This is a genomic window from Oceanispirochaeta sp. M1 (assembly GCF_003346715.1).
Classification (GTDB): domain Bacteria; phylum Spirochaetota; class Spirochaetia; order DSM-2461; family DSM-2461; genus Oceanispirochaeta.
On the sequence record NZ_QQPQ01000031.1, the window covers coordinates 40,274 to 64,122 of the forward strand.

Here is a 23,849-nt window from a genome sequence, read left to right on the forward strand (position 1 = left end):
ATAATCTATCTCGAGAAACTCGAGGATTAACCTTTAATAGATCCGATAAGCATGCCTTTCACAAAAAACTTTTGTACAAAGGGGTATATCGACAAAACAGGAACGCTGGCTACTACAATCAGGGCATATTTGAGAAGATCTCTGAGCCCCTGTGTTTCCATCATGGAAACTGGATCCTTTACCATATTAGGATCAAAACTGTTCTGGATCAGAATATTTCTTAACACCATCTGCAGGGGAAATAGTTTTGTTGATTTCAGGAATATCAATGCATTGAAATAAGTATTCCAATTATTGACTGCATACATAAGACCGATGACGGCTATTATTGGTCCTGACAACGGAATAACTATTTTGATTAAGAATCCAAAATCATCACAGCCGTCGATTTCTGCGGCTTCAGCCAATTCTTCTGGAATTGATATTTGAAAAAAAGTTCGGGCTATGATGACTTGGAATACAGCCAATGCAGTCGGTAGTATCAACACGATTCTTTTATCTAACATGCCTAATTTGGAAACAACCATATAGAAAGGAACAAGACCACCGGAAAAAAGCATTGTGAATGTAAAAAGGAACATAATAAGATTCTTTCCATACAGATCTTTACGCGATAAAGGGAATGCGGCCATGATGGTGAAAATTATATTCACAGCCGTTCCTACCACGGTATAGAATATGGAATTCGCGTACCCATAGAGAATCTGGTTATTACGGAATATTGCCTTGTATCCGGCAAGGCTAGGTTCAACAGGAAACAGCCAAACTTTTCCGGATGTTACGGCAGCAGTCGAACTGAAGGAAGATGATACGATGAAGATAAGAGGATAAAGGACGACCAGCATGACAATTGAAAGAAACAGTATGTTGGCTGTCAGGAATATTCTGTCACCTTTACTCTCTTTGATAGTATTCTTTTGTTTATTCCAGGGCATTACCATAGGGATACCTCGCTGTACTTTCGGGCCAGGCGATTGACGGTAACCAGAAGAGTAAAGTTGATGATTGAATTAAAGAAACCGATGGCAGTAGAAAAACTAAACTGAGCATGTCTTAATCCAACTTTATAAATGTAGGTCGAGATGATTTCAGAGGAAACCAGGTTGAGATCATTCTGCATGAGAAATATTTTTTCAAAACCTATATTCATCAGATTTCCAACATTCAGTATGAGCAATATAATAATGGTTGGTATGATACCGGGTATATCGATATAGATAATCCGTTTCAATCGAGAAACACCATCCATTTTAGCTGCTTCATAGAGAGTGGGATCGATACCTGCCAGAGCAGCAATGTATAAAATAGCACTGTACCCTGTATACTGCCATATTCCCGACCATACATAGATGGATTTGAACATGGACGCTTCGCCCATAAAGTTGATGGCTTCTCCTCCCAGGGCTGTGATCATAATGTTTAACAGACCTGTTCTGGGGTGAAGCATCTGCATTACGATGGAAACCATTACTACGGTTGAAATGAAGTAGGGAGCATAGGTAATCATCTGAACACTTTTTTTAAATTTTTCTCCCTTAAGCTCATTGACCCCAAGTGCCAGTAATATGGGTAGTGGAAAGCCGGCGATCAGAGTATACAGACTGATTCCTATAGTATTCCTGATCAGTATCCAGCAAAGAGGTGATGAGAAAAACTGTCTAAAATATTTCAAACCAGCCCATGGACTACCCAAAATCCCTTTATGAATAGAGAATTTTTTAAAAGCCATTACCAACCCTGTCATCGGGATATAATGAAATATCAGGAGAAAGAGTAGGGGTGGGAGAAGGAGAAGATAATACTGCCAATGTCTTTTAATCTTCTTCCAGACTTTTTTTCTATGAGATGCGGTTAGTGCCGCTGTTCCATGCATAAACAATCCTCGATAAGTAATTATTGGATTTCAGTATGAGCTGGGAATTTTTATACGCATAGAGGACTTCTTTTAAGTAGGGCGGGCAAAATCTTAGATTGGAGGCGAACTTTATTTAAGACAAGGGTGCAAATTCTAAGAGTTTTCTCGGAATTGGCTGGGTGATATGCCTTCAATTCTCTTGAAGGCACGCCTAAATACCTGAGAAGAATTATATCCGCAGAGTACTGAAATTTCGGATAGAGTTTTCTCATCTATTTTCATAAGGGTCTTGGCTTTGTTTATTCTGTGTCTTTCCAGATAGGTTGAGAAATTTTCACCTGTCTGTTCTTTGAAAAACTGGGATAAGTATACTTCTGACATTTTGAAGTTGTCTGCGACTTCTGCCAGATAAAACTGAGAATCACAGTAATTATTATTAATATATTCTAAAAGCTTATTTTTTAAGACGTCATTGTGACTGTGTTTTCCAATATTCCGTTGATCTGCCAATACGCTGAGGAGAGACCTCAAATTCATAAAAAAAGTGGCAACAGTATAAGATGAGAACAGAACCGTCATGCTTTTCTGTAGTCCGATGGTCTCATTCTCAATCAGTTCCATACGGTTAATAATCTTCAGTAATGTAGAGCGAAGATCACTTTTCAACTGCTGCTGTGCATCATAGCTGATAGAGATGACCGTAAAATTATTTTCTTCTAATTGTATTAGGAATTCTTCAGTACCCTTCAGGTCTCCGGCTATTACACTGTTGATAATGCATTTCTCAAGCTCCAGAGGGTAGTAGGGAATCCCTTTTTCAGGGATATCCATAAACCACCTGATATTATTTTTAAGAACAGGATACAGATAGTTCTGAGCAGTAATTCCTTCCTTATAGGTACGGGCGACATCACAGAATGAATCTGCACGGTGCCCCGATGAGAATATCAGCTGACAGCCGTCACAGCTGCTCATAAGGGCTGTGATTTCCTCAGCCAGCTTTTCCACAGCCTCACGGTATTTTGTTTCGGGACAATACCATAGAACCAACATTGTATCAAAGCCGGTATCGTGGCAGATTCCCTTACCCCCGACAAGTTCTTCAGAGACGGTTCTTAGAATATATCTAAAAGATAAAAGAGCCTCAGAATAAGGTGAATCACTATTTCCGCATCTGTTTATAATCTTTACACATAATAGTGCCTGGGGAAACTGCATGGCTGATCTGTCAAGTATTGAGAATGCTTGTTCCACCTGATGATCATCCTCAAAATTACCCATGATGAGATTCTCGAGAAAAGATGCATATAGTAAGCTTGTCTGGCGTGATATCCTCTCTCTGAATGAGCTGTTTCTGTTCAAGAGTTCCTGAACAGCTCCGGGAAAACGATTCAGGGAATTTTCATCAGACAACAGATCCTTGCGATGTGATAAAATCCCCCTGATTTCCCTAAGGGGCGCACTGGTTCTGAGGGCAAGGAAAATTGATATGATTATTCCTGTCATCAGACTTATGGTAATAAAAAGAAATAAGTACCTTCTGAGCACTACTATTTTTGACAGCGCAATTTTTCTGGGAACAGCAGTAATATAGGTCCAGCCTCTCTCTTCAGAATAAATTGAGGAGAGGATCATCCGCTGGTCCTGAATAACGGTTTCTGAATCACCTTGCTGAACTGCAGTGATGATAGGCTCCAGTGAAAAAGAAAGGTCCCTGCTTTCGGCTATAAGTTGTCCGTCTTTATCTAGAATCATGGAGACTCCCGAACCCTTAAGAAGTGACGATTCCAGCAGGCTTGAGACTGTGTCTGCACGGATAAATGCAGTTATAACTGCTGAATTAGTCAGTCCGTATCCTTTGATAAATAAGGACTGAGAGATCACCAGTACTGATTCCTGTTCGCAGTTGATTTTGACATTGCTTAGAGGATGATAGTTGACGCTGTGTATCTCGGAGAATAGAAGATTCTCCCATTCGGCTGCAGTGAGGTTTTTATATTTAAAAAAATGGCTATAAAAAATATCCTTACGAAGGTAGATATCCCTGCTCGTTATGATGATATTACTTTCGGAAAGAAACAGATGCAGGGAAGCAAGAAAACTATCCTGCATCTGATACTGAGCAAGAAGATCTCTGACATCCTTAATCTGAATGAGGGAGTTTCCACCATCGATTGGATTCTCTGAATAAGATATTCGGGTTATCTGGGGATGCATGGCCAACTGATTTAATATTCTTTCAACTTCAGAAAAACGGCCTTCGATTATTTGACGACTCTTATCAAGAAGAGCCATATTGGCTTCATTGGTATCTTTCTCAACAATGCGTAGAGTTGCAAAATAAGAGATGGCCCCCAAGCTTAAAACAAGCAACAGAAGAAGCAGGTATGAGGTTAGAAATGATATATAGATCTTGTCTTTTTTATTTAGTGTCAATAATTAGGTCTCATGAGTAACTGTTAATTTAAACAAGCTTAGCCCTCATTGTGATTCTTGGCAAGGATATAAATCATCATATTCTTTTGTAGCTTTTTTCATTATAGAAGTTACAGTTTTACTAAAATGAATGTGATTTAAACTCAGAGAGATTTTTCTCAGTAGGAATGAGAACGGTAATTAGTAGTAAAGGAATCATTTCCTGCTCGTAGATGTAAAGAAATAACTCACGGTCTTCCACATCTGTTTTGGTCCTGTCGCTGCCTACTCAGGTGGTCTATTCCGCTTTCTTGCTGGATAACTTCTTCAGTGGTGAATCATGTCTGCGTCATGCAGATGTAGTATATACTCCTTCATCCAAAAGAGTTACTACAATCTGCTAGCAATTACTATTCAGATAATGGAGTCAATTTGGGCTCCATGTTCTTTCGCCGTTGTAATCCAGTGTTCCGCCAGTTCTGAAGGTCTAGCACCAAGACTTCGCCCTAAATGCAGGGCCAGTCCCATCATTAATCCCGAACTGTTACTATAATCGGTGAGCGTTTCCAGTGCGGTCAATGATTTTTCAGCTTCTCCCAGGAGCAGGTCGTAATGCCTTTGTGAGAAAGCTTTGGGATCATCTAAGGAATCGGCTAATGCCGGGAGCATCAGCCGGTTTATCCACTCATGTCCAAGCCGCTTCGCCAGGAGCTCAGGTTCTTCACTTCCCATCTCTCGCCAGAGATTCAGTGTCTTCCGGTCACCTGATTCGGCCAAACCACTTTCCAGGAGAAGGACAAAGGCGGCATCGGCTAAATTCTGCATTATTTCAAGATACTCATCCTGAGCCAGCTCGAAGTTCTTTGTAGCCTGTCCTGCAATATAGTCTGTGACACGCATTTGAGGTAAATCCAAAACCTCCGGACAGTCTGCCAGGCAGGGGAATTCCTGACCCTGGAACATGTAGTGCTGTTTCTCATTCTGTTTCTGGCGGCCAAGAGGGTATAAACGACAGACAAGGGGCCGGCCAGAGTGTATGCTGCATCCAAAATCCGTGATGTACTGACTACAGGCAGACATCCCTTTAAAGCTGGATGCACCATCAAAGCGCAAACGGATTCCACCAAATTCACAGTAGTGATCTCTAAACTCCTTAGGAGTCAGTTCTTTTGCCTGGGCCATACATGCCAGCTCCCAGGGATTGATATAGACCTGTTTGCCAAAACAGCAGCTGCCGGAACGTGAGCAGCTGAGTGGCAGGCTCTCAGTTAATGTGAGTTTGGTAGTGACAGACATGATTGTATTTCCTTTTGTATTTTATGTGAGATCATTACAATTGTCGGTTCAAAAACAATTTTGAGAGTACCTTATTCTTTTGTGCAAAATAATACCAGACATAAATAAAGTCTCAGTTACCAAAAAGGGAATCGGCTCTATTCCATATGGACGGACTTATATAAATCCCATAAGGATCTTGCTCAAGTCCAAGTCCCTGTAGACGCGATTATGTCATCTTTAAGCAATGGGCAGCATTATTGTGAATTTAGTACCGAGACCGGATCTACTCTCAGCACGAATGGTGCCGCCGTGTGCTTCGATGGCGTATTTACACACCGCAAGACCGATTCCGGCACCGGAATTGGTACTATTTCGGGCTTTGTCTCCCCGGTAAAATTTTTCAAAAATAAAAGGCAATTCTTCTCTGCTTATCCCTTTACCGTCATTGTGCACAATAATGGTGGCTGCTTCTGAATCAGCTTCTGCTGAGACTGAAACTGTAGAGCCAGCATCGGAATACTTTACGGCATTATTGATAAGGTTCATCAGCACCTGTTCAATCCGTTCTTTATCTACATTAAGAAGAACCTTTGCGTAGGGCCTCTGTTGTTCCAGCTTTCTATGTTGAAGCTCAACATAGGGTTGTGTCAAAGCGAGGATTTCTTCAAGCAATACATCCAGGTAGTGGGGTTTTCTATTTATAGAAAGTTCATTCAATTCCATTTGTGAATGTACAAAAAGATCTTCTATTAATTTCCCCATCTCGATCACTTTTTGCTGAATACCCCTATGATACAATTCAATCTGATCTTCATGGACAACACCATCCATGATGCTTTCCACATATCCTCTAATGATCGCAAGCGGTGTTTTCAGGTCATGGGAAATATAGGTTACAAGTTCTTTTCTCGATTGTTCATATTCACTTCTTATTTCAATCGATTTTTTAAGTTCTTTTCTCATGAGATCAAAGGATTGGATACAAAGGGAAACATCCGCAGCTCCGGACTCGGGAAGTGTACAGTCCCAGTTTCCTCTGGCAATGGTCAAAGCCATAGTTCTAAGCTCAGTTATGGGTTTATGATAAATCCTATTATACCAAATCCAGAGAAAAACAAGACAGAGTATTATTGCTGCCGAGAGCAGATAGAAGCCAATGGCAGCATAATTATTGGATTGAAACAGGGTCTCGGCCATTTTCGAAGGTATTATATATATAAGGAAGTATTTAACTGAACCGTCCAGAACAACGACATCGCTGAGGCGTATGGAATCATGAGTCATTTCGTAATAGGAGTCAAAAAAAAGAGATTCTTTTAATCCTATCTTTGTACTTTGATTTTCGTTATTGAAATAAACTAAACCGGCAGCATCAGATATGATGAGCTTGATCCCTTTCTCCTGTGTTATTGCCTCAATTTCATCAGCGACTTCGGAATCAAGTAAATTGTGGTTATTCTCAAGAACCAATCCCTCAATACCGGAAGTGAATGCCCTCAGCTGACTATAATTATAAACATACTGATTATTCCCGTTTTTCAGATTTATGAAAAAAAACACAATATTACACATTATTACGATGATAATGATGTACAGCGGTAAGCGCTTCATTCCTCATAACCTGAGAATTTATATCCCACACCCCAGACTGTTGAAATAAATTTCGGTTCTGGCGGATTGATCTCTATCTTTTCACGAATTTTTCGAATGTGTACAGTAACAGTAGAAATGTCACCAAATTCATCACCCCAAATCAGATCGAAAAGTTCTTCCTTGGTAAATACTCTATCCCTGTTTCGAATCAGGTGAAGCAATAGAACAAACTCTTTGGGGGCAAGGTTCACAATTACATTGTCCACTTTCACAACGTGAGCGTCGCTATCAATAAAGAGCGACCCGCAGTTATACCTGGAGCCCTTTGACAATGTCGCGGCATTTCCTTCACATCTCCGTACCAGGGCACTCGCTTTTGCGAGTATAACCGAAGGGCTGAAAGGTTTTGTCGCATATTCATCAGCACCTAATCCAAGAGCAAGAATCTGATCAAGGTCAGTTCCCTTGGCACTCAGCATAAGAATAGGAACATTTGATGTACTGCGAATTGTGCGGCATACTTCTGTACCGTCGATATCGGGGAGCATTACATCAAGAATTATGACATCAGGCTGTTCTTTCTGCTGTCTGATAATTGCCTCCCTGCCAGTACGGGCAGAGATCACAATATGACCATTAGATTCAAAATAGTTTTTGAGAATGGCGATTATTTCTGCTTCATCATCAACAATAAGTATCTTCATAATCGTATAGTGCCTATTGTACCATGGAGAAGGACAATATCGTAAAAACATTCTCAGTCATAGGAGAGTATAATCTTATGAATAATATCCCGAGTAATCGCTGTTCCCAGGGAGTATTCCGTAATCGTTGAGATTGATACTATTTCAGATCCCTTATTCATATAGACGCCTATCCCGACAAAGTAATCATCATTCTTCTGAATGACAAAGTTTTTCTGAAAACATTTATATCCGTTTATCCATTCAAACCTCTCGGCGGTTTCCCTGATGACGGATCCTTTTCTCATGCATACCTGTAGAAACTGCTCCGAAAAATTCTCATTCCCCTTTTCGATTTTAATCACTGAATCAAGATAGTTGATATAGATAGTGCCTTCCCGCTCTCCCGCCTCAATTCCCCCGGGCAGAATAAAAGAACTCTCATTAAAGGTTACCTGACCGTAACCTGGATAGTGTTCATCTTTTTCATGGATCAAATAACCCATTCTCGGGGAAAATAATGATAGGATATTCCCATTGGAATCCTGCTCGAATTTTACTTTTCCAGATTCTACTGAATTGTAAACATAAGCAGTTAAGGGAGATTCAAAATCCAATATATAGGTAGGAGTTCCCATGGCACTTGACTGTTCCAAATAGAGTAGGCCGTCAATTTTCTGTATCTTCCCTCTGACAAGTCCGTCCCGGCTGGAAAATGTTCCCAGATACTTGTCTATCACTTGCTCGGGGAGATCGTATGAATCGGGCTTTCGATCGTCTTCAATGAAATTACTACTAAGGGGTTTACCGTTAAGTATGTTTCTGACATTGTATGCAATTTGCATTTCACTAATTTTATAGATTTCCGAATTGATATCACTGACATTGAAGAGAATTGCTATACCGCAATTAGATATCGGATCTATCAGCATCATGCTCGACATCGTCCGGGTCTGGCCTCCGTGTAAATATAACTGTTCTTCGGGATAGAGAATCAATCCCATGCAGTATTGTAGATCTTCACCGAAAACCTTGAAATCGACTTTCGCTTGTTTCATTATTTCAAGTGATTCTGAGCTCAATATCTTTGTGGCTGCAGTTTCATTCCCCTTTAAAAACAAAGACATAAATTTTGTCATATCATTGGTAGTAGAACGAAACTCTGTTCCTGCCGCATATGCAGAAATATTTTTTATGCCCCCTGCAGGAACATAACCATCGAAATAAGGGACATTTCCGTACAGCACATTGAGTTCATCAAAGTCTTTAATGTCCGTTGTGCTGCTTTTCATTCCAAGAGGCTCAAGAATATGTTCTTCTATATACTCTTCATACTTCTGACCGGAGATCTTTTCGATAATTAATCCCGCCAGAATAAAACCGGAGTTGGAATAGTTAAAACCGGCTCCCGGATCAAAGAGCAATTGTTCCGAAGCAAGACTCATCGCCATATCACGTGCCGAGTTTTCATCCAGATCTTCAACAAACCATGAATAATGCACCGAATTATCATGCATACCGCTGGAGTTGGAGAGAACCATTCCAATGGTGATTTGATCGCTCTTCTCCTTTTCCAACGTTCTAAACCACGGCAGATGATCGATCACCTTATCCTCAAGAGCAAGTTCTCCCTGCTCTGCAAGCTGTAACACCGCGACTGTGGTAAATGTCTTAGCCACTGAACCGATCGCGGAAACTGAATTCGGAGTCATTCTCTGATTGTTTCCGATTGTTTCAATCCCATAGCCTTTTTCAAAGAAGAGTTCTCCATTTTGAATCACAGAAACAGCCATTCCGGGTATACCGGTCTCAGTAAATATAAACTGCAGATATTCATTCATCTCATCAGCCTTGTCCTGAGCCGACAGTGGGAAAGCAGCAAGGGCTATAAAAGTCAGTACTGTACAAATCAATTTTATATTTTTCATATAGTTATCCTATTCAATTACCAATTCTCGCAAATTGATGTTCTTCAATTGCCGCGTCGCTAAAAAAACTGCGGCTATGCCCGTAGCGTAGGTCAGCACTGCTGCCAAAATCATCTGCATCGGATCAATAACAAGAGTTATATCAGAGATACCTGTACTCTTAAATAATTGTGACAACAAGGGAGCCATGGTGCTGAGCACCACAATCAGGGCTGCCATAATGGCGATAGTGGCGACTGTTACAATGTTCAAAATCTGTTGACCGATGATTTGTCCCGGGGCCATTCCACCGGCTATCAGAATTCCATAATTTTTTCTCTCTTTATATATGTGTGAAATGGTAAAGTTGAACAGAGTTATGACACATACTATTGCGCAGATAACTACCAGAGCCAGCATCATTGCTGATGTTGACTGAATAATCGGCTGTGAAATTGAAGCAAGGAACTCTTTCGGATTCTGAATCTCAATATACCCGCCCATTACCGATTCAAATTTCTTTTCAGCTGCCTTAATATCAAAGCCATCAGGATAATCTATAAAAAACCAGTTCGGTTTAATAGTCGGATCAAACTGCTGTAATGCTTCAAAGGTCAGGCGAACTCCTTTCCCCATATCGTTTGTTCCCTGGTAAGTACCTGTAACCGTGAAAGGGATTACTCGTCCATTAATTGAGAGGTCAATGATATCGCCAACTCCCTTTCCTGTCTGTTCTCCGGTAATTTGGGTAATGCCTATCTCATTGATCCCAATGGGGTTTCTTCCCTCAATGGCATACAGACCATATTCATCGTAGTCCCCGAGCACGCTGTAGCTTGTCACCCCGTAATCATCCTGATTTTCAAGAACAATAGAGATGGAGTCCCGTGGAACATAACCGCGGACCAGATTCTGGTAATCGGTTTGCCGGGACAAGTAGGAATATACTTCATCGGAATTGTATCCGAAGAACCCTTCGTTGTTGCAGACAACGATCAGATCACAATCGGGAAAGCCCATAGGGGTCGTTTTAGAAAAGAATGTCTGGAAAGTTTCACGAAAACCGATTCCGAAAAACATGGTAAAGGTAAGCACAAAGAGTATAACAGCAGAAAATAGAAGCTTTCCTACATTTCCTGCACTTTGTTTGAGATTGATAAGCAAAGCGGAATTGAATGTAAAAGTATTTTTCAGTGTAAAGAAACTTTTCCCATGGCTCTTTGTCACATTGCTGCCGTACCTGATAGCAATAGCAGGTTTAATCTTTTTTACCCGAACCGTCGCGAAGCTTACCGAAAGAATAATAAAAACAGCTACTATTAGTAAGGCTATCAGCATTGAAGGGAAAACACTAAGAGAGATATCTCTTATTCCCAGGGAATCAGCATATTGGATAATTATGGCATGGGTGCTGATCTTGCTCAGAAAAAATACAAGAGGAATTCCTGCCATTAACAGCAGCAGATACTGCAGTATAGTCGCACTCATTATCTGATTTGATGCAAAGCCCAAGGCTTTTAACACTCCCAGGTTTTTATACTGATTTGAGATATCCCCGGTCACCATAAACATAAGTACAATCAGACAGATGATCAATAACAGAATTCCAATAACAAATACAGCAGTGACCATCATTGTTGTGGCCATAGATGTAACAAGATGATAATCCTGGTAAGCTAATAACCTACCTGTGAACCCTGCTCCGTTCCAATCTGAAAAATCATTCCATACTTTTCTATTATCCTTCGGGTTATAATACCGGATTGTAAGAACCATATTATCCAGTGATGAAAATGACTTCATCATTGCCAGTTCACCTGGTCTCACCCATATCCGTGATGGGTTAATCAGGGTTGAACTGTACAGAGGATCCAGTACAACAGCACTTATTGTATAGCTGAGAATATCTGCTCCATTGGGAATCAGGATTTCATCTCCAGGACCAAGGGCATCTCTCTTCGCGAAACCCGTGGTAATCCAGACAGTTTGAGGGGCGGGATATTCCGTAACGTTGCCCTCAAGTACTGTGATGAAATCCATCACCGAATCTTCTCTCATCTCCTGAAACATCCCACCCATATTTTTTTCGCCTATCTTAATCCTATCCTGTAGCGAACTAGCTGCACTCAACTGAGCAGATTCCACAAGTTCGTGCTCTTGAAACCATTTCTCTAATTCCAGGAAGTCGGGATAGTCATCCGATGAAAAATGAGCCAGTTCATGCATTGACTTCTGCTGTTCTATAACTGCATTCAGCATTGAACCTGTGGCATTTACCGTTGCGATTGCCGTTGCAATACAGGTAAAACAGATGATGAAGATAACTGCTATCATAACATTTGATTTGATCTGTTTTTTTAACAAACCTCTGCATAGTGATATAACAGATTTCATATTACCACCCTCTTTTTCGCAGGAAGTTATACACGGTATGTTCCCGCTCTTCTAAATTATCATTATTGAACGGAGGAAGTGATAACTCGCCATGAACCTTACCGTCTTTTAAATAAATAATTCTGTTACCCCGGCAGGCGGCTCTTAAATCGTGAGTTACCATGACAATACTCTTATCATTGTTGTTTATTGTGGTCAGGGTATCCAAAAGGTTATCACCTTGAGAAGTGTTCAACGCACCAGTGGGCTCATCGGCAAAAAGAACCTCGCAGTTGTTGATAAGAGCTCTTGCTACAGCGGCACGCTGCTGCTGTCCACCTGAAACTTCAGCTGGGATACGATACATTTCGTTTTCCAGACCGAATTTACAGAGCATCTCTTTTGATCGAGAGATAACATCCTTTCCGTTCTTTGATACCAGTTTTCCTATAACTGAAACATTCTCCAATAAAGATAGATAGGGGATGAGATTGATTCCCTGAAAAATATATCCAATCGTTTTCCGTCGGAAATCGATAAGGCTTTTTTCAGTCATTTTGTGTACGTTTGTTCCACTGTAAAAGACTTCTCCCGAAGTGATTTTATCGAGAGCGCTAAGCCCATACAGCAAGGTCGTCTTCCCCGAGCCCGAAGCCCCCATAATCATGGTGAAATCACCCTTATAAATCTCGATATTCAAATTTGTCAGTACATGAACACCAGCTTGAGAAGCATAATATGATTTACAGAGATTTTTAGTTTCGATTACCGTACTTTTTCCTACCATCTCTTCCCCCGATTCTTTTTATGTACATTAAACATACAGGAAAGAGATTACTGAAGGCTTTTCAAATTCTTAAGGTTTTATTAAGACTTCATCAGTATTTGTATTTTCCCGGATTAAAGAGAATCGGTTTGGTGGTAAATCTGGTTCTAAACAGATGAGATCAAGAATGGCTTCAGTTTGTGTGATTCAGGAACCGGTTTTACAGGTCATTTGCAGCTGTATATGGCATGATTCATAATATGATACTCCTTTTTCTGCTGTTCTCGGAGAATCCCATTTAGAAATCCTTTATCTTTATTTTGATCATATTTTTCTTGTTTCATGGTAATATTATTGAACAGATGAAGCCTCTCAGCAAAAAAAGGAACAATAGAAAGAATCCCTATTATTATAAGATTCTCATCAGTATTATTTTAATCTCATTGATCCCATCTACAGTAATGACATTTTATTACTCAAATAGCTCTTTGGCCCTGGTTCGAGGGAAAGCAGAAGAAACTAATCTCCTTTATATGAAATTAATGAGTAACTCTCTGGAAATTGTAATTGATAATATTCTTGATTTTTCAAACCTGCTTGCAATTGATAACATATTTAATGACTACGTTAGAATTTCAGACAAAAAATATTTCGAGCAGTTCAGTGACATCTCTTTCAACTACAGTGATCAGGATTATAGAAGGCTTTATGAATACCTTAATATTCGAGGGGAGATTTATGATACTCTTGAAACAATGACTCTCTCTAATGAGTTTATTGAATCTATTTATTTCTTAGATTCATCAAGGAATATCGTTTTCAAAAATGGGAGGCTTCCACAGTCATTTGAGTCTTTTCCTGATAAAGCCTGGTATAAGGTTGTGAAAAATAGTGAATTACTGCCTTATATAATGTCAATCAGAACCATAGAAAATGAGGACCAGAGTCAAAAGAATATCATTTCTATCATTTCGGAAAATATTGAAGAAGATATTCCCTTTATTATAAATGTTGATGCAGAAATCCTATATCGGAAAATCATCAGTAATGTTGGTTGGGATCCGGATAATATCTTTTTTATTCTCTCAAAGGAAGGGAAACCTCTTTTATATTCCTCAAAAGACAGTCAGATAATTAATAAGATATCTATTTTGGCAGAGAATAATACAGCTTCAAAATCTGAATCTCTTTTAATTGATGACAGGGAGTTTCTGATAAGCAGTTTAAAGATTGATCCATTGGGTTGGACAGTGTATTCAGCAACTGATGCTAAGAATCTTAATAGAGTATTGAGTCCATATCGGATTCGTATCTTCATACTGTCTATGTTGTTCTTCCCATTATCACTATTGCTTGCCTATTACCTCAGTCAGAAACTCTATAAACCAATTAGAAACTTATCCACTTATGTAAGAACGCTAAATCAGGATGATGAGACAAATACTGCTTCTGAAAATGAAGATCTGGGCTTGATCTGGGAAACTCTAAAGACATCTGAATTGAGAGAAAAAAAACTTGAAGAGAAATTCAGAGAAAGTCTTCCTGCTTATCGTAAAGATTTCCTGAAGCGTCTTTTAAGCAGTCATAGTTATGATATTAGTGATATTTTAGATCGCTTGAAATATATTGACTCTCCATTGAGTGCTGAAAATCTTGCAGTTATCATAATTCAACCTGATAATTCCGACAGTCGATCCCTCTCCATTTCTGATAGAGTCATTCTGGGATTAGAAATTGAACAGATTCTTCAGGATACTTTCTTCCAAACTTTTTTTGGAGAATATCTGTCGATCTCCTCAAGTGAATATTGCATAATTTTCAACCTTCCCCATTCTGATTTAAAATCATCTTCTATAGAAATTGAAGACCTTATCAATTCCCTCACAAGCCAGATGTCAATGCAATTTACATTTGGAATCGGATCTCCAGCAAGAACTGTATTTGAACTGAATAAGTCCTATTCTGAAGCAATAGATGCTATTAGACTTAGGTCTTTAGCAGATACAGGGCATGCTATTTTTTATGAAGACTTGAAAATTGGTGAAACAGAAATCACTACTTATGATTTTGGGACGAAAATAAGTCTTTTAAAAGATTGTATCAAGCGGGGCAATTCAGAAGAGTCTGTCCATTTTATGAATGAAATCTATCATGACTTAACAAATTTGAAAAACACATTGAGCTATAGAAGGGCTAAGCAAATATACATCACAGCTTTGAATGAGATTTACAATGCCATCAATGATCTTGGTTTGGACTCAGATGAGCTTATTGCAAAAGAAAATCCATTTGGAGAGCTTTTATCATTGGGGACTATCACAGATATTAACAATTGGATGATCACCCTTCTGAAGGATGTGACTGGTAAGATCAAGAACCTCTCTGAAGAGAAAAAGAATAAGAAGATCGAGACGATTATTGCATATATTGATAAAGAGTGCGGTCAGGATATCAATCTTAATATTATCGCCGATAAGATCAATCTTAATCCCTCCTATATCAGCCGTCTGTTTAAGGAACATATGAAACTCTCTTTCATAGACTATCTGACTGATGTGCGAATCAAAAAAGCAATGAGACTCTTAAAAGAAACGGATTTAAAAATACAGGAAATTGGATCTGAAGTCGGTTATTTTAACAGTAACTATTTTATCAGACTCTTTAAGAAGAAAACGGGTAGAACCCCGGGTGAATACAGGCAACTGCTTAAGTAGCACAATAATTCATTTCATAGGATTTTTTTTACATGAAGAAAATGAGTGTAAAAAGTCATATTATCATCAGATACCGATTCTCCTTTCGGGTGTACCGTGAAATATCTAACATTTTCAAAGGAGAAAGTAATGAAAAAAGTATTCTTATTATTCACTGTATTCTTAGTATCAGTGAGTGCTTTTGCATCTGGAACACAGGATACAGGGGAAGAGCTGAGTAATCCAAAAATTGTTGTTTATAATAATAATGGTGTTATCAGTGGTGCCGGTGGAGAGACAACAAGTTCTCCTGATATTATTGCAAAAATGAGGGCCTGGATTCTTAGTGAAACTGGTGTCGATGTTGAAGTCATTGCACCGGTTGTTGGTCAGGAATCTCAAAAACTGAATCTTCTACTTGCTTCAGGTGCTCAGGTAGATGCATTTTGGGGCAATTGGCCTGATTTTTCCTCAAGAAATATGATTCTTCCATTGAATGATTTAGTTGATGACTTTGGTCCATCCATTGTCAGCTCCTGGCCAGAAGAGTCCTTTGCAGCTATGTCTGATCCTGAAGGTATACTCTGGGGTATTCCAAGATCCACACCCTTTATGGGGAATCCTCTCTTTTTAAGAGCAGACTGGGCTGTAAAGTACGGTATGGAAGTTCCTGCCACTATTGAAGAACTGGAAGAGTATTTTGCCATTGTCAAAAAGAATGAACCTGATGCCATTCCTTTGTTGGCTGAAATGAAAGGAAAGCATGGTTCCAGTGGAATCTTTCAGACTTTTCTGGGTGCTTTTACAAAGTATGGAGCCAGTAATTGGTTAGATAGTGATGGAAAAATTAAACCTCAGGAACTTCAGCCTGGGTATAAAGAGTTTGTCACCAGGATGAATGAATGGTACAAAGCTGGTTATATCTATCCAGAATTTGCTTCTCTGAATCGAAATATCATCAGAGATATGATCAAATCAGGTAAAGTTGCAGCAAATGCTACCTGGTATTCCAATGTCACAGTTCCCTATGCAACAACTGAATCTAATAATCCCGGAATCAATATGATCTTTCCAGAAGGTGGATTATCAGGAAAGTATGGAAAAGCAGAAACCATTAAACCTGCTGGTGTTGAGGGTATGCTCATCTCTGCAAGAAGTGAGAATGCAGAATCTGTGATTAAAGTCATGGAGTTCTTCTACTCTAATCCTGGAAATCATCAGGTTGCTTATATGGGTCCAGAGAATGAACTCTGGAAATGGACAAATAAAGATAAATTACAGTTCGAAATTCTTAAAGATAGAACCGGATACCTAGGGGACTATGCATTTGCAATGGGTCTTCCCATGGAAAGAGCAGTTTCAACAGACAGTCCTCAGATGGCTAAACACTTTGGCTACCTGGGAGTAGGTACCGTCGCTTCAGGAGCCACTCCTGATGGTCTGGATTATTCCAGAGGAAAAATGCCTGTTGATGCCGGTGTTGTATATGATCCAAAAGTCATTGAAAATGAAATTCCCGGATATGCGGACCTTCAAAGAATGAGAGAAGAAGAAGTGATCAAGTTTATTATGGGTGCACGCCCAATGAATGAATGGGATTCATTTATCGATGATCTGTATTCTATAGGGTTGGATGATTGGATTGAAGCTCATACAAAGATGTATAAATCTCAGAAATAATCAACTTTTAACCAATTTCTAACAGCTACTGTCCTCTCATGTTGAGGACAGTAGTTTTCAGGAGCTAATATGTCCGTATCTATAAGGGGAGTGGCCCCTTCTTTAAAAAAACAAAACTCTGCCAGTAATCCATTTTATATAAGGCAGAAAATCAAAAGAGATAAATTCCTATATCTACTTATGGTTCCTGGTTTGCTATACTTTCTTCTATTCAGATATCTGCCTTTGCTCGGAACTCTTGTTGCATTCAAAGATGTCGCACCTTTTGATACTGCATCAACAATTATTACATCTGAATGGGTGGGGTTGAAGCATTTTAAATCCTTTATTTCATCACATTATTTCTGGAATATAATGAGAAATACTTTTGCATTGGCTGGATTGAGAATGATTTTTGAGTTTTTCTGTCCGGTTGTCCTGGCATTATTAATCAATGAAGTAAGAAATAAATATCTGCAAAAAGCAATTCAGACAATTTCTTATATGCCTTACTTTCTTTCTAATATTGTTTTAGCAGGATTGGTATTTCAATTATTAACGATGAATAATGGTCTTATCCCAGCCATTGTTGAAAGCCTTGGTGGTGATCCGATTTATTATCTTGGTGACTCACGATATTTTAGAACAGTACTTGTTACAGCAATAGTTTGGAGAAATATTGGATGGGGAACAATTGTTTACCTTGCAGCCTTATCGGGTATTGATCCACAGCTTTACGAAGCCGCTAAAATTGACGGTGCTAATCGCTTAAAGCAGACCATATATATCACACTTCCCAGTATCTCTTTTGCCATAGCCATTATGTTTATACTGAGAATCTCAGTCATTCTGAACCAGGGTTGGGAAGAAACTCTGCTTCTGTATAATCCGGGGGTTTATAGCGTGGCAGATATTATTGATACCTATGTCTGGCGTATGGGGCTTGAACAAATGCGCTACTCATTTGCCACAGCAGTAGGGTTTTTTAAATCAATACTTGCCCTGGTTCTTGTGGTTCTTTCCAATGTGATTGCAAAGAAAAGCGGTCAGCAAAGTATGTATAAGTAGAGGTTGAAAATGATATCTAGTTTTGATTCAACAGGAGAGAAGATATTCCGTATTGCCAATACATTATTCCTCCTTATAATAACAGCTCTTTTTCTGATACCTTTTTTGATCACATTGGCAGGATCTTTTATCTCAGAAAATGAATATTTAAGCCGCAGTGGTTTGATTCTGGTTCCAAATAATCCTGATTCTTCTGCTTACAGTATGCTTCTTATGAAAGGAAGTGCTGTATTTACAGCTTTCAGAATCACCATCTTCCGCACATTTATCGGGGGATTCCTACAAATTATGGTAACCGCTGCTCTGGCATATGGTTTATCTAAAAGAAATCTGATGGGAAGGAAATTTCTCATTACAGGATTGGTCATCTGTCTGGTTTTTCCAGTACAGATCATACCCCAATATCTTGTTGTTAAGAACTTCGGATTAGTTGATTCTCTTTGGTCTCTCGTTTTCCCCTGGCTGATCAATACTCAATATGTTTTTATCATGATGGCCTTTTTTCAGCAAATTCCCGAATCCCTGGAAGAAGCTGCCATAATAGATGGTTGCAGTCATTTGACTATTTTTATAAGAATCATACTTCCTCTCAGTCTGGCATCAATCGCCACTATAGGACTGTTTTATGCTGTCTGGCAGTGGAATTCCTGGTACGATGCAGCCATGTTCATCAATGATTCGGCAAAGTATCCAGTACAGAATCTATTGAGAACAATACTTGTCTCTTCAACTATGGATTCAGTTCTTACTGAAAATAATACAAATCCACCACCTTCGGAAAGTATTAAGGGTGCCATCATTGTTATCACATCTCTACCCATACTTTGTATTTATCCCTTTGTACAGAAATATTTTGTAAAAGGTTTTATGGTCGGTTCGGTAAAAGGATAATTGAAAATGAAAATTGAAAAAATAAAGGGGCTCATCGCAGCACCTCCAACAGGCTTTACGGAAGAAGGAGCTGTTGATCTATCGGTCGTTTCCCCTCTGGCTGAACACTTAGAAAAACAAGGGGTCCGGGGTGTTTTTATTAATGGAACAACTGGTGAAGGGGCTTCTCTCAGTAGTAAAGAAAGAATCCAATTAGCAGAACAATGGCGTAGGGTATTACCCCGGGAAATGCTGTTAATTGTTCATGTGGGCCACAGCAGTGCTGAGGAAAGCAGGGAATTGGCTTTGCATGCGGGTCGTATAGGGGCAGATGCTGTCGCATCTATTGCTCCTGGTTTTTATAAACCAAGCAATATGGATGATCTGATAAATTGGTGTGACCCTATTGCTTCTGCTGTACCTGAGCTTCCCTTCTATTTTTATCATATGCCTTCCATGAATGGTGTTAATATGAATATTGCGAAACTAATACCGAAAATTAAAGCCCATATTCCCAACTTTGCGGGAGTTAAATACACTTTTGAGACTATGGGTGATTATTTTGAGTCAGTTCAATCTAACCCTGAATTGAATATCCTGTGGGGTCGCGATGAAATGCTCCTGGGAGCATTGGCAATGGGTGCAAAAGGTGCTGTGGGTTCAATCTACAATATTGCATCACCACTTTTTTTAAAGATGATTGAAAATTATGATAATTTGGAAATTGACGCTGCACAGGTTTTGCAATTCCAGATAATTAAACTAATAAATATCATTGTTAAAAATGGTAATTTCTTTTCATCATTAAAAAAAGTATTGGCTTTACAGGGAGTTCCTATTTCATATACAACAAGAGCTCCTTTAGGAACACTGACAGAGGATCAATCAAAGGAACTTGTAGATAGTCTTCAAGATTGGAAAAACGAATGGAGTACGTTATTGTTCTAGTTTAATTAATGATGTTTATGAACTATGAACTATGAACAAGTTTTTGTTCCAATTCAAGTCCTTGTGGACCCAATTAAGATACTCATTTCGAGTGTCTTTTTTATAAACCCTTTCGGGGAATAAGATTCACCAAATTACAGTAAAACAAGCACCTACTTATGGTAGGACGCTTGAATCTGATGGAATTATCAATCGAAAAGTTTATAAGAAGGGTCCTGCAGAGCTGTAAGGACAGATTCAAAACTAAAAAATCGTCAATCCTTCATAGATTCGTAAATATCTTCCATAGATTTATGGTTCTGCATCAATACTTCAAATATTTGCTGTCCGAATATCTCAGAACCGGTCTCTCCGGAACGATTATCCAGGCTTAGTATCTCCAGAGTCTCTTTATGGGTGAATCCTTTTTTATATTGTCTGTTTGATCTAAGAGCATCATATCTATCTGCCAGGGATACAACTAATGCTTCCATAGGTATTTCCTCCGCTTTTAATGGCTGTAACTTGTTATAGAACGCAGGTTCCCGACCGGTAAGATCAGTCCACTCCCCATCGGGTTGCTTTATTCCTGGATATCCTTTCCCATTCCATTGCTGATGGTGGCAGATTGCAATAGTGCAGGCCAGCTTCAGATTTTCATCCTCTTTGCCATACTCCATCATTTTATTTAAGATCTGGCCACCATAGATAGTGTGCATTTGCATCTCTATGCGTTCTTCAGCTGTAAATGCCCGGGGCAGCTTCACCAGATGGGGTACAGCGACTTTGCCGATATCATGTATTGCCGCTACTTGAGATATAGCCTGCACTGTTTTTTTAGGAAACCCCATTTTCTCAGCTATGAATGAGGAAAATTCATTTACCCTGTAGATATGCCTTCCCGTGACTTCATCACTGAATTCACTGGCAGCGCAGAGACCTTCAATGGACTGGGTGAACCTGTCCCGGTTCTCCTGGGCAAGGGCCTGCAGACTATTTATAGTCCATGCTGTGTTCACTTGAATTTCAATGGCAATTTTGTCCTGAGGCCCCATAGAACCCTGATGGTTAAAAGCTATAATTGACAATTCCCCGCTATGGAAATTTACAAAATTACTAATAGGCTCATCCAGATAATTCTGAACTTCCGGTGCAAAGGGAAAACTTTTAAAAAACTCTTCTCTATCGGGATAATCTGCTTCGTTTCCAGATACCAGACCATGTTGTTTTCGACTGGCGAGGAGAGAGACTTCTGAATCTTTTTGAATATTAATAAGATGTGAGCTTTCAATATCCCGTTCACCCAGTTTATATATTTTACCGCTAAAAAAATTATCTTTTTTTTCTGCAATAAATACACTTGAATACTGATGAGAGATTACCAATTCTGCCATTTGTGCCCAGGTATCCTTAAAATCCAGTTGATCTTCAATATCTACTTGAAACTGCTGACTGAATTTCTGAATTTCTCTCAGCTGTTTAATTAATCCTTTATTAGCCGTTATGTTCGTAAACCAGACTAGAATCATTTCCGGCTGCTGAGGATTCTCCATACTTTGAATTTCATACCAACAGGCTTCCGGATCAAAATATAATTCCTGAGAGATCTTATTATTGGAACTTATACGTTTTAAAGTTTCAGTCAGAATATCTTCATCGCTGAACTGATTGAAATTTGTAATATCATATTTGTTTAAAAAATCTTTTGTATTTCCCTGAGAATAGAGAATATCCCCCACTTTGTTCATCACAAATGCCGGATCTTTTCTCATAGAAGGCAGAAGAAGAAGCTGTTCCCTGGATTGGTATTGAATCTTCATCATGGTTCTACTGAAAACCTGAACTAAAATGGGAACCATAAAGGGAATCCAGCTGTAAAACGGGGTTCCCATGGTTGTCCAATTTATAACTCCCCCTATAAATAAGGCTGTTAAATAGATGCGGTAATCTATAAATTCTTTTATGAAAACTGAGAAAAAATTTCTTATCATGATTTGATTATAGTTCACCCTTCCAGCTAATTGCTTAGTATGTAAAAAGAGACCGGCAATCTTACGATTACTGGTCTCTTTTGAGTCCATAAGAACTGAAGGTCGTTCTTTATAATACTGCTGGTAGTTTAAAATCCCATTCAGCCTGAACTTTAATATATTTGCCATTATAGCCAGTTAATATTAATTCATTTTCACCGCATGTAACTGATGAAATTCCCTCATCCAAGACACCCTCCGAATATTCCTGGAATAAGGTTCCATAATGAAGTGTTCGTGTTTCACCTGGAGGAAGCATGAGGTGAGTTGGGTGCCCCAGCAGTGTGTCATTCTCAATAGACTCTTTCAGACCATTTGCATAATATCCTGTCGAATTTTCAGAACCCAGGCAGAAGGTCTGATCCGAAAGGCCATCATGAGCTGCCCAGGGAGTGTAGGACCGTCCCCCGTAGTTCATCCAGAGATCATAAAAGTAAAGAGGTATTTCATTCTTACTTATAGCGGCAGGCCCTGTAAAAAATGACAGATAAACAAGTTTCAGCCGGGGGTTCACAACAGAACTCCATCCGAGCTCACAATTATCTGGAACCGCTGCCGTTATAAAATCAGAATAACCTATTATGCCCGGTACAATTCTCAAGTTGGCAGTTCCACCGCTTTTAAGAGGTACCGCTTCAAGAGAGTCTGTTTCGGCTCCAAATGCGAGCCGGCCGGTAGCGTCAAATTCTCCCCCCTCAGGAACGACCTTGAACTTATCTGCATTATTATCAATGATGCAGCCGCTTTCAAGAAAAGGAGGGCCTACAGTGTTATGCCAACCGCAATTATAAGGCTCCTCTTTACTACCTGTATTTGTAATCTCAAGATCTGTATAGTGGATGTTCTGTCCATTCAGAATCATATCTGTCTTTTTATAGTGAAAGGGATGACTCCCCTCTTTAAGTGTACTGATGGAAGAATATCCCCTGGAATCGGGAAGGCTGATAGGTTCATCCTGTTCCCATGTTTCAAATGCTGTGAATCCATGGGGAGGTAAATCATATTCATCAAGCTGATGACCGGGACCGAAATTAGGAACACATGGAAAATTGCCTGCTATATCATACAAAAGAGGAACCTTCCAGAAAGGAGAGTGATCATTATTATTCCAGGGCAATCCACTATTCGCTCTAAACCACGGCTGCCAGTGAGCATTTATCCACCCATCCCTGAATCGGGTGTTGAGTTCCGGAACCATACTCTTTTCTGCATCAATAACAACCTGCAGCGTATCATGACCAAGAATTACAGAATCCCGGTTTCCTGCGGATTTAATTTTTTCATTTTTTAACATCTCTTTACTCCTCAAAGTTGTCTACATTCTCCAGGAAAAATACTCGGCTTCCCAGTTACATAAGTGGTTATATTTCCTTAGCAGGAGATATAAATGGCTGAAAAAGATTATCAATTTCTATTCTTAAATAAAATAGCTGTTAATAGTAATTTTATATAATTATATACCAATTTTAATATCCTGATAATTCAAGGATATTATGTGAGAAGTGACCTCACCCCCAGATTTTGACAGAAACAGGATTTTTTTTCAGGCCTTGATAGCTATGGAATAATGTTCTTATCAATTTCTTTTAAATTGGATAGACAAAGAAAAGGGGCTGTTGCAAAAGTAAAATTGCAGCAGCTCTTTTTTTGGTCCACAATCCTTTCCTGAATATTCTTATGTTAAATCTATAAACAGCACCTTAGTTTGCCCCTGTGTCACCAAGTTTTATCA

Annotated in this window: 16 protein-coding genes; 5 read left to right on the plus strand and 11 right to left on the minus strand. The window is 39.3% G+C overall.

Annotation, left to right across the window (positions count from 1 at the left end; all coding sequences use genetic code 11):
• Positions 1 to 26: 26 nt before the first annotated feature.
• From DV872_RS18985 to DV872_RS19025, 9 genes are all read right to left on the minus strand, one after another.
• Positions 27 to 935 carry a carbohydrate ABC transporter permease gene (locus tag DV872_RS18985; RefSeq protein ID WP_114631554.1) on the minus strand — a complete coding sequence of 303 codons (909 nt, stop codon included), beginning with the start codon at positions 933 to 935 and terminating at the stop codon, positions 27 to 29.
• Positions 935 to 1,873: a sugar ABC transporter permease gene (locus tag DV872_RS18990; protein WP_114631538.1), complete on the minus strand. Its 939-nt coding sequence runs from the start codon at positions 1,871 to 1,873 to the stop codon at positions 935 to 937. Before DV872_RS18990 ends, DV872_RS18985 begins: the two co-directional genes overlap by 1 nt.
• Positions 1,874 to 2,008: 135 nt before the next feature.
• On the minus strand, positions 2,009 to 4,291 hold the full coding sequence (locus tag DV872_RS18995; protein WP_114631539.1) for an AraC family transcriptional regulator: 2,283 nt from the start codon (positions 4,289 to 4,291) through the stop codon (positions 2,009 to 2,011).
• A gap of 393 nt (positions 4,292 to 4,684) precedes the next feature.
• On the minus strand, positions 4,685 to 5,566 hold the full coding sequence (locus tag DV872_RS19000) for a YkgJ family cysteine cluster protein (RefSeq protein ID WP_114631540.1): 882 nt from the start codon (positions 5,564 to 5,566) through the stop codon (positions 4,685 to 4,687).
• A gap of 219 nt (positions 5,567 to 5,785) precedes the next feature.
• A complete protein-coding gene (locus tag DV872_RS19005) occupies positions 5,786 to 7,159 on the minus strand; it encodes a cell wall metabolism sensor histidine kinase WalK (RefSeq protein WP_114631541.1) in 1,374 nt (457 codons plus the stop codon).
• Entirely contained in the window at positions 7,156 to 7,845 is a 690-nt protein-coding gene (locus DV872_RS19010) for a response regulator transcription factor (RefSeq protein ID WP_114631542.1), read from the minus strand. The genes DV872_RS19005 and DV872_RS19010 overlap by 4 nt, the downstream gene beginning before the upstream one ends.
• Before the next feature lie 53 nt (positions 7,846 to 7,898).
• On the minus strand, positions 7,899 to 9,752 hold the full coding sequence (locus DV872_RS19015; protein ID WP_114631543.1) for a serine hydrolase: 1,854 nt from the start codon (positions 9,750 to 9,752) through the stop codon (positions 7,899 to 7,901).
• 9 nt (positions 9,753 to 9,761) lie between these two features.
• Positions 9,762 to 12,125, minus strand: coding sequence for an FtsX-like permease family protein (locus DV872_RS19020; protein WP_114631544.1), 2,364 nt, complete (start codon positions 12,123 to 12,125; stop codon positions 9,762 to 9,764).
• 1 nt (position 12,126) lies between these two features.
• Positions 12,127 to 12,891: an ABC transporter ATP-binding protein gene (locus tag DV872_RS19025; RefSeq protein ID WP_114631545.1), complete on the minus strand. Its 765-nt coding sequence runs from the start codon at positions 12,889 to 12,891 to the stop codon at positions 12,127 to 12,129.
• A 512-nt stretch (positions 12,892 to 13,403) separates the two neighbouring features.
• Here DV872_RS19025 and DV872_RS19030 point away from each other — a divergent pair.
• The 5 genes from DV872_RS19030 to DV872_RS19050 all read left to right on the plus strand — a co-directional run bounded on the left by DV872_RS19030 (position 13,404) and on the right by DV872_RS19050 (position 20,108).
• Positions 13,404 to 15,584, plus strand: coding sequence for a helix-turn-helix domain-containing protein (locus DV872_RS19030; protein WP_158547061.1), 2,181 nt, complete (start codon positions 13,404 to 13,406; stop codon positions 15,582 to 15,584).
• A gap of 129 nt (positions 15,585 to 15,713) precedes the next feature.
• On the plus strand, positions 15,714 to 17,243 hold the full coding sequence (locus tag DV872_RS19035; RefSeq protein WP_114631547.1) for an extracellular solute-binding protein: 1,530 nt from the start codon (positions 15,714 to 15,716) through the stop codon (positions 17,241 to 17,243).
• A gap of 69 nt (positions 17,244 to 17,312) precedes the next feature.
• Positions 17,313 to 18,290 (plus strand): sugar ABC transporter permease, encoded by a 978-nt coding sequence (locus DV872_RS19040; RefSeq protein WP_114631548.1) that lies wholly within the window; start codon positions 17,313 to 17,315, stop codon positions 18,288 to 18,290.
• A 9-nt stretch (positions 18,291 to 18,299) separates the two neighbouring features.
• A complete protein-coding gene (locus tag DV872_RS19045; protein ID WP_114631549.1) occupies positions 18,300 to 19,181 on the plus strand; it encodes a carbohydrate ABC transporter permease in 882 nt (293 codons plus the stop codon).
• A 6-nt stretch (positions 19,182 to 19,187) separates the two neighbouring features.
• Entirely contained in the window at positions 19,188 to 20,108 is a 921-nt protein-coding gene (locus tag DV872_RS19050) for a dihydrodipicolinate synthase family protein (protein ID WP_114631550.1), read from the plus strand.
• Positions 20,109 to 20,362: 254 nt separating this feature from the next.
• Here the strand turns inward: DV872_RS19050 and DV872_RS19055 are convergent, their stop codons facing one another.
• A complete protein-coding gene (locus DV872_RS19055) occupies positions 20,363 to 22,078 on the minus strand; it encodes an HD-GYP domain-containing protein (protein ID WP_158547062.1) in 1,716 nt (571 codons plus the stop codon).
• A 109-nt stretch (positions 22,079 to 22,187) separates the two neighbouring features.
• Complete coding sequence (locus DV872_RS19060) at positions 22,188 to 23,411, minus strand: hypothetical protein (protein ID WP_114631552.1); 1,224 nt, start codon at positions 23,409 to 23,411, stop codon at positions 22,188 to 22,190.
• Between the last annotated feature and the right edge of the window lie 438 nt (positions 23,412 to 23,849).

Coding starts and splice junctions, on each gene's coding strand:
- DV872_RS18985 (WP_114631554.1), bottom strand. CDS start 935: ATGCCCTGGAATAAACAAAAGAATACTATCAAAGAGAGTAAAGGTGAC.
- DV872_RS18990 (WP_114631538.1), bottom strand. CDS start 1,873: ATGCATGGAACAGCGGCACTAACCGCATCTCATAGAAAAAAAGTCTGG.
- DV872_RS19000 (WP_114631540.1), bottom strand. CDS start 5,566: ATGTCTGTCACTACCAAACTCACATTAACTGAGAGCCTGCCACTCAGC.
- DV872_RS19005 (WP_114631541.1), bottom strand. CDS start 7,159: ATGAAGCGCTTACCGCTGTACATCATTATCATCGTAATAATGTGTAAT.
- DV872_RS19010 (WP_114631542.1), bottom strand. CDS start 7,845: ATGAAGATACTTATTGTTGATGATGAAGCAGAAATAATCGCCATTCTC.
- DV872_RS19015 (WP_114631543.1), bottom strand. CDS start 9,752: ATGAAAAATATAAAATTGATTTGTACAGTACTGACTTTTATAGCCCTT.
- DV872_RS19020 (WP_114631544.1), bottom strand. CDS start 12,125: ATGAAATCTGTTATATCACTATGCAGAGGTTTGTTAAAAAAACAGATC.
- DV872_RS19025 (WP_114631545.1), bottom strand. CDS start 12,891: ATGGTAGGAAAAAGTACGGTAATCGAAACTAAAAATCTCTGTAAATCA.
- DV872_RS19030 (WP_158547061.1), top strand. CDS start 13,404: ATGAAATTAATGAGTAACTCTCTGGAAATTGTAATTGATAATATTCTT.
- DV872_RS19035 (WP_114631547.1), top strand. CDS start 15,714: ATGAAAAAAGTATTCTTATTATTCACTGTATTCTTAGTATCAGTGAGT.
- DV872_RS19040 (WP_114631548.1), top strand. CDS start 17,313: ATGTCCGTATCTATAAGGGGAGTGGCCCCTTCTTTAAAAAAACAAAAC.
- DV872_RS19045 (WP_114631549.1), top strand. CDS start 18,300: ATGATATCTAGTTTTGATTCAACAGGAGAGAAGATATTCCGTATTGCC.
- DV872_RS19050 (WP_114631550.1), top strand. CDS start 19,188: ATGAAAATTGAAAAAATAAAGGGGCTCATCGCAGCACCTCCAACAGGC.
- DV872_RS19055 (WP_158547062.1), bottom strand. CDS start 22,078: ATGATAAGAAATTTTTTCTCAGTTTTCATAAAAGAATTTATAGATTAC.
- DV872_RS19060 (WP_114631552.1), bottom strand. CDS start 23,411: ATGTTAAAAAATGAAAAAATTAAATCCGCAGGAAACCGGGATTCTGTA.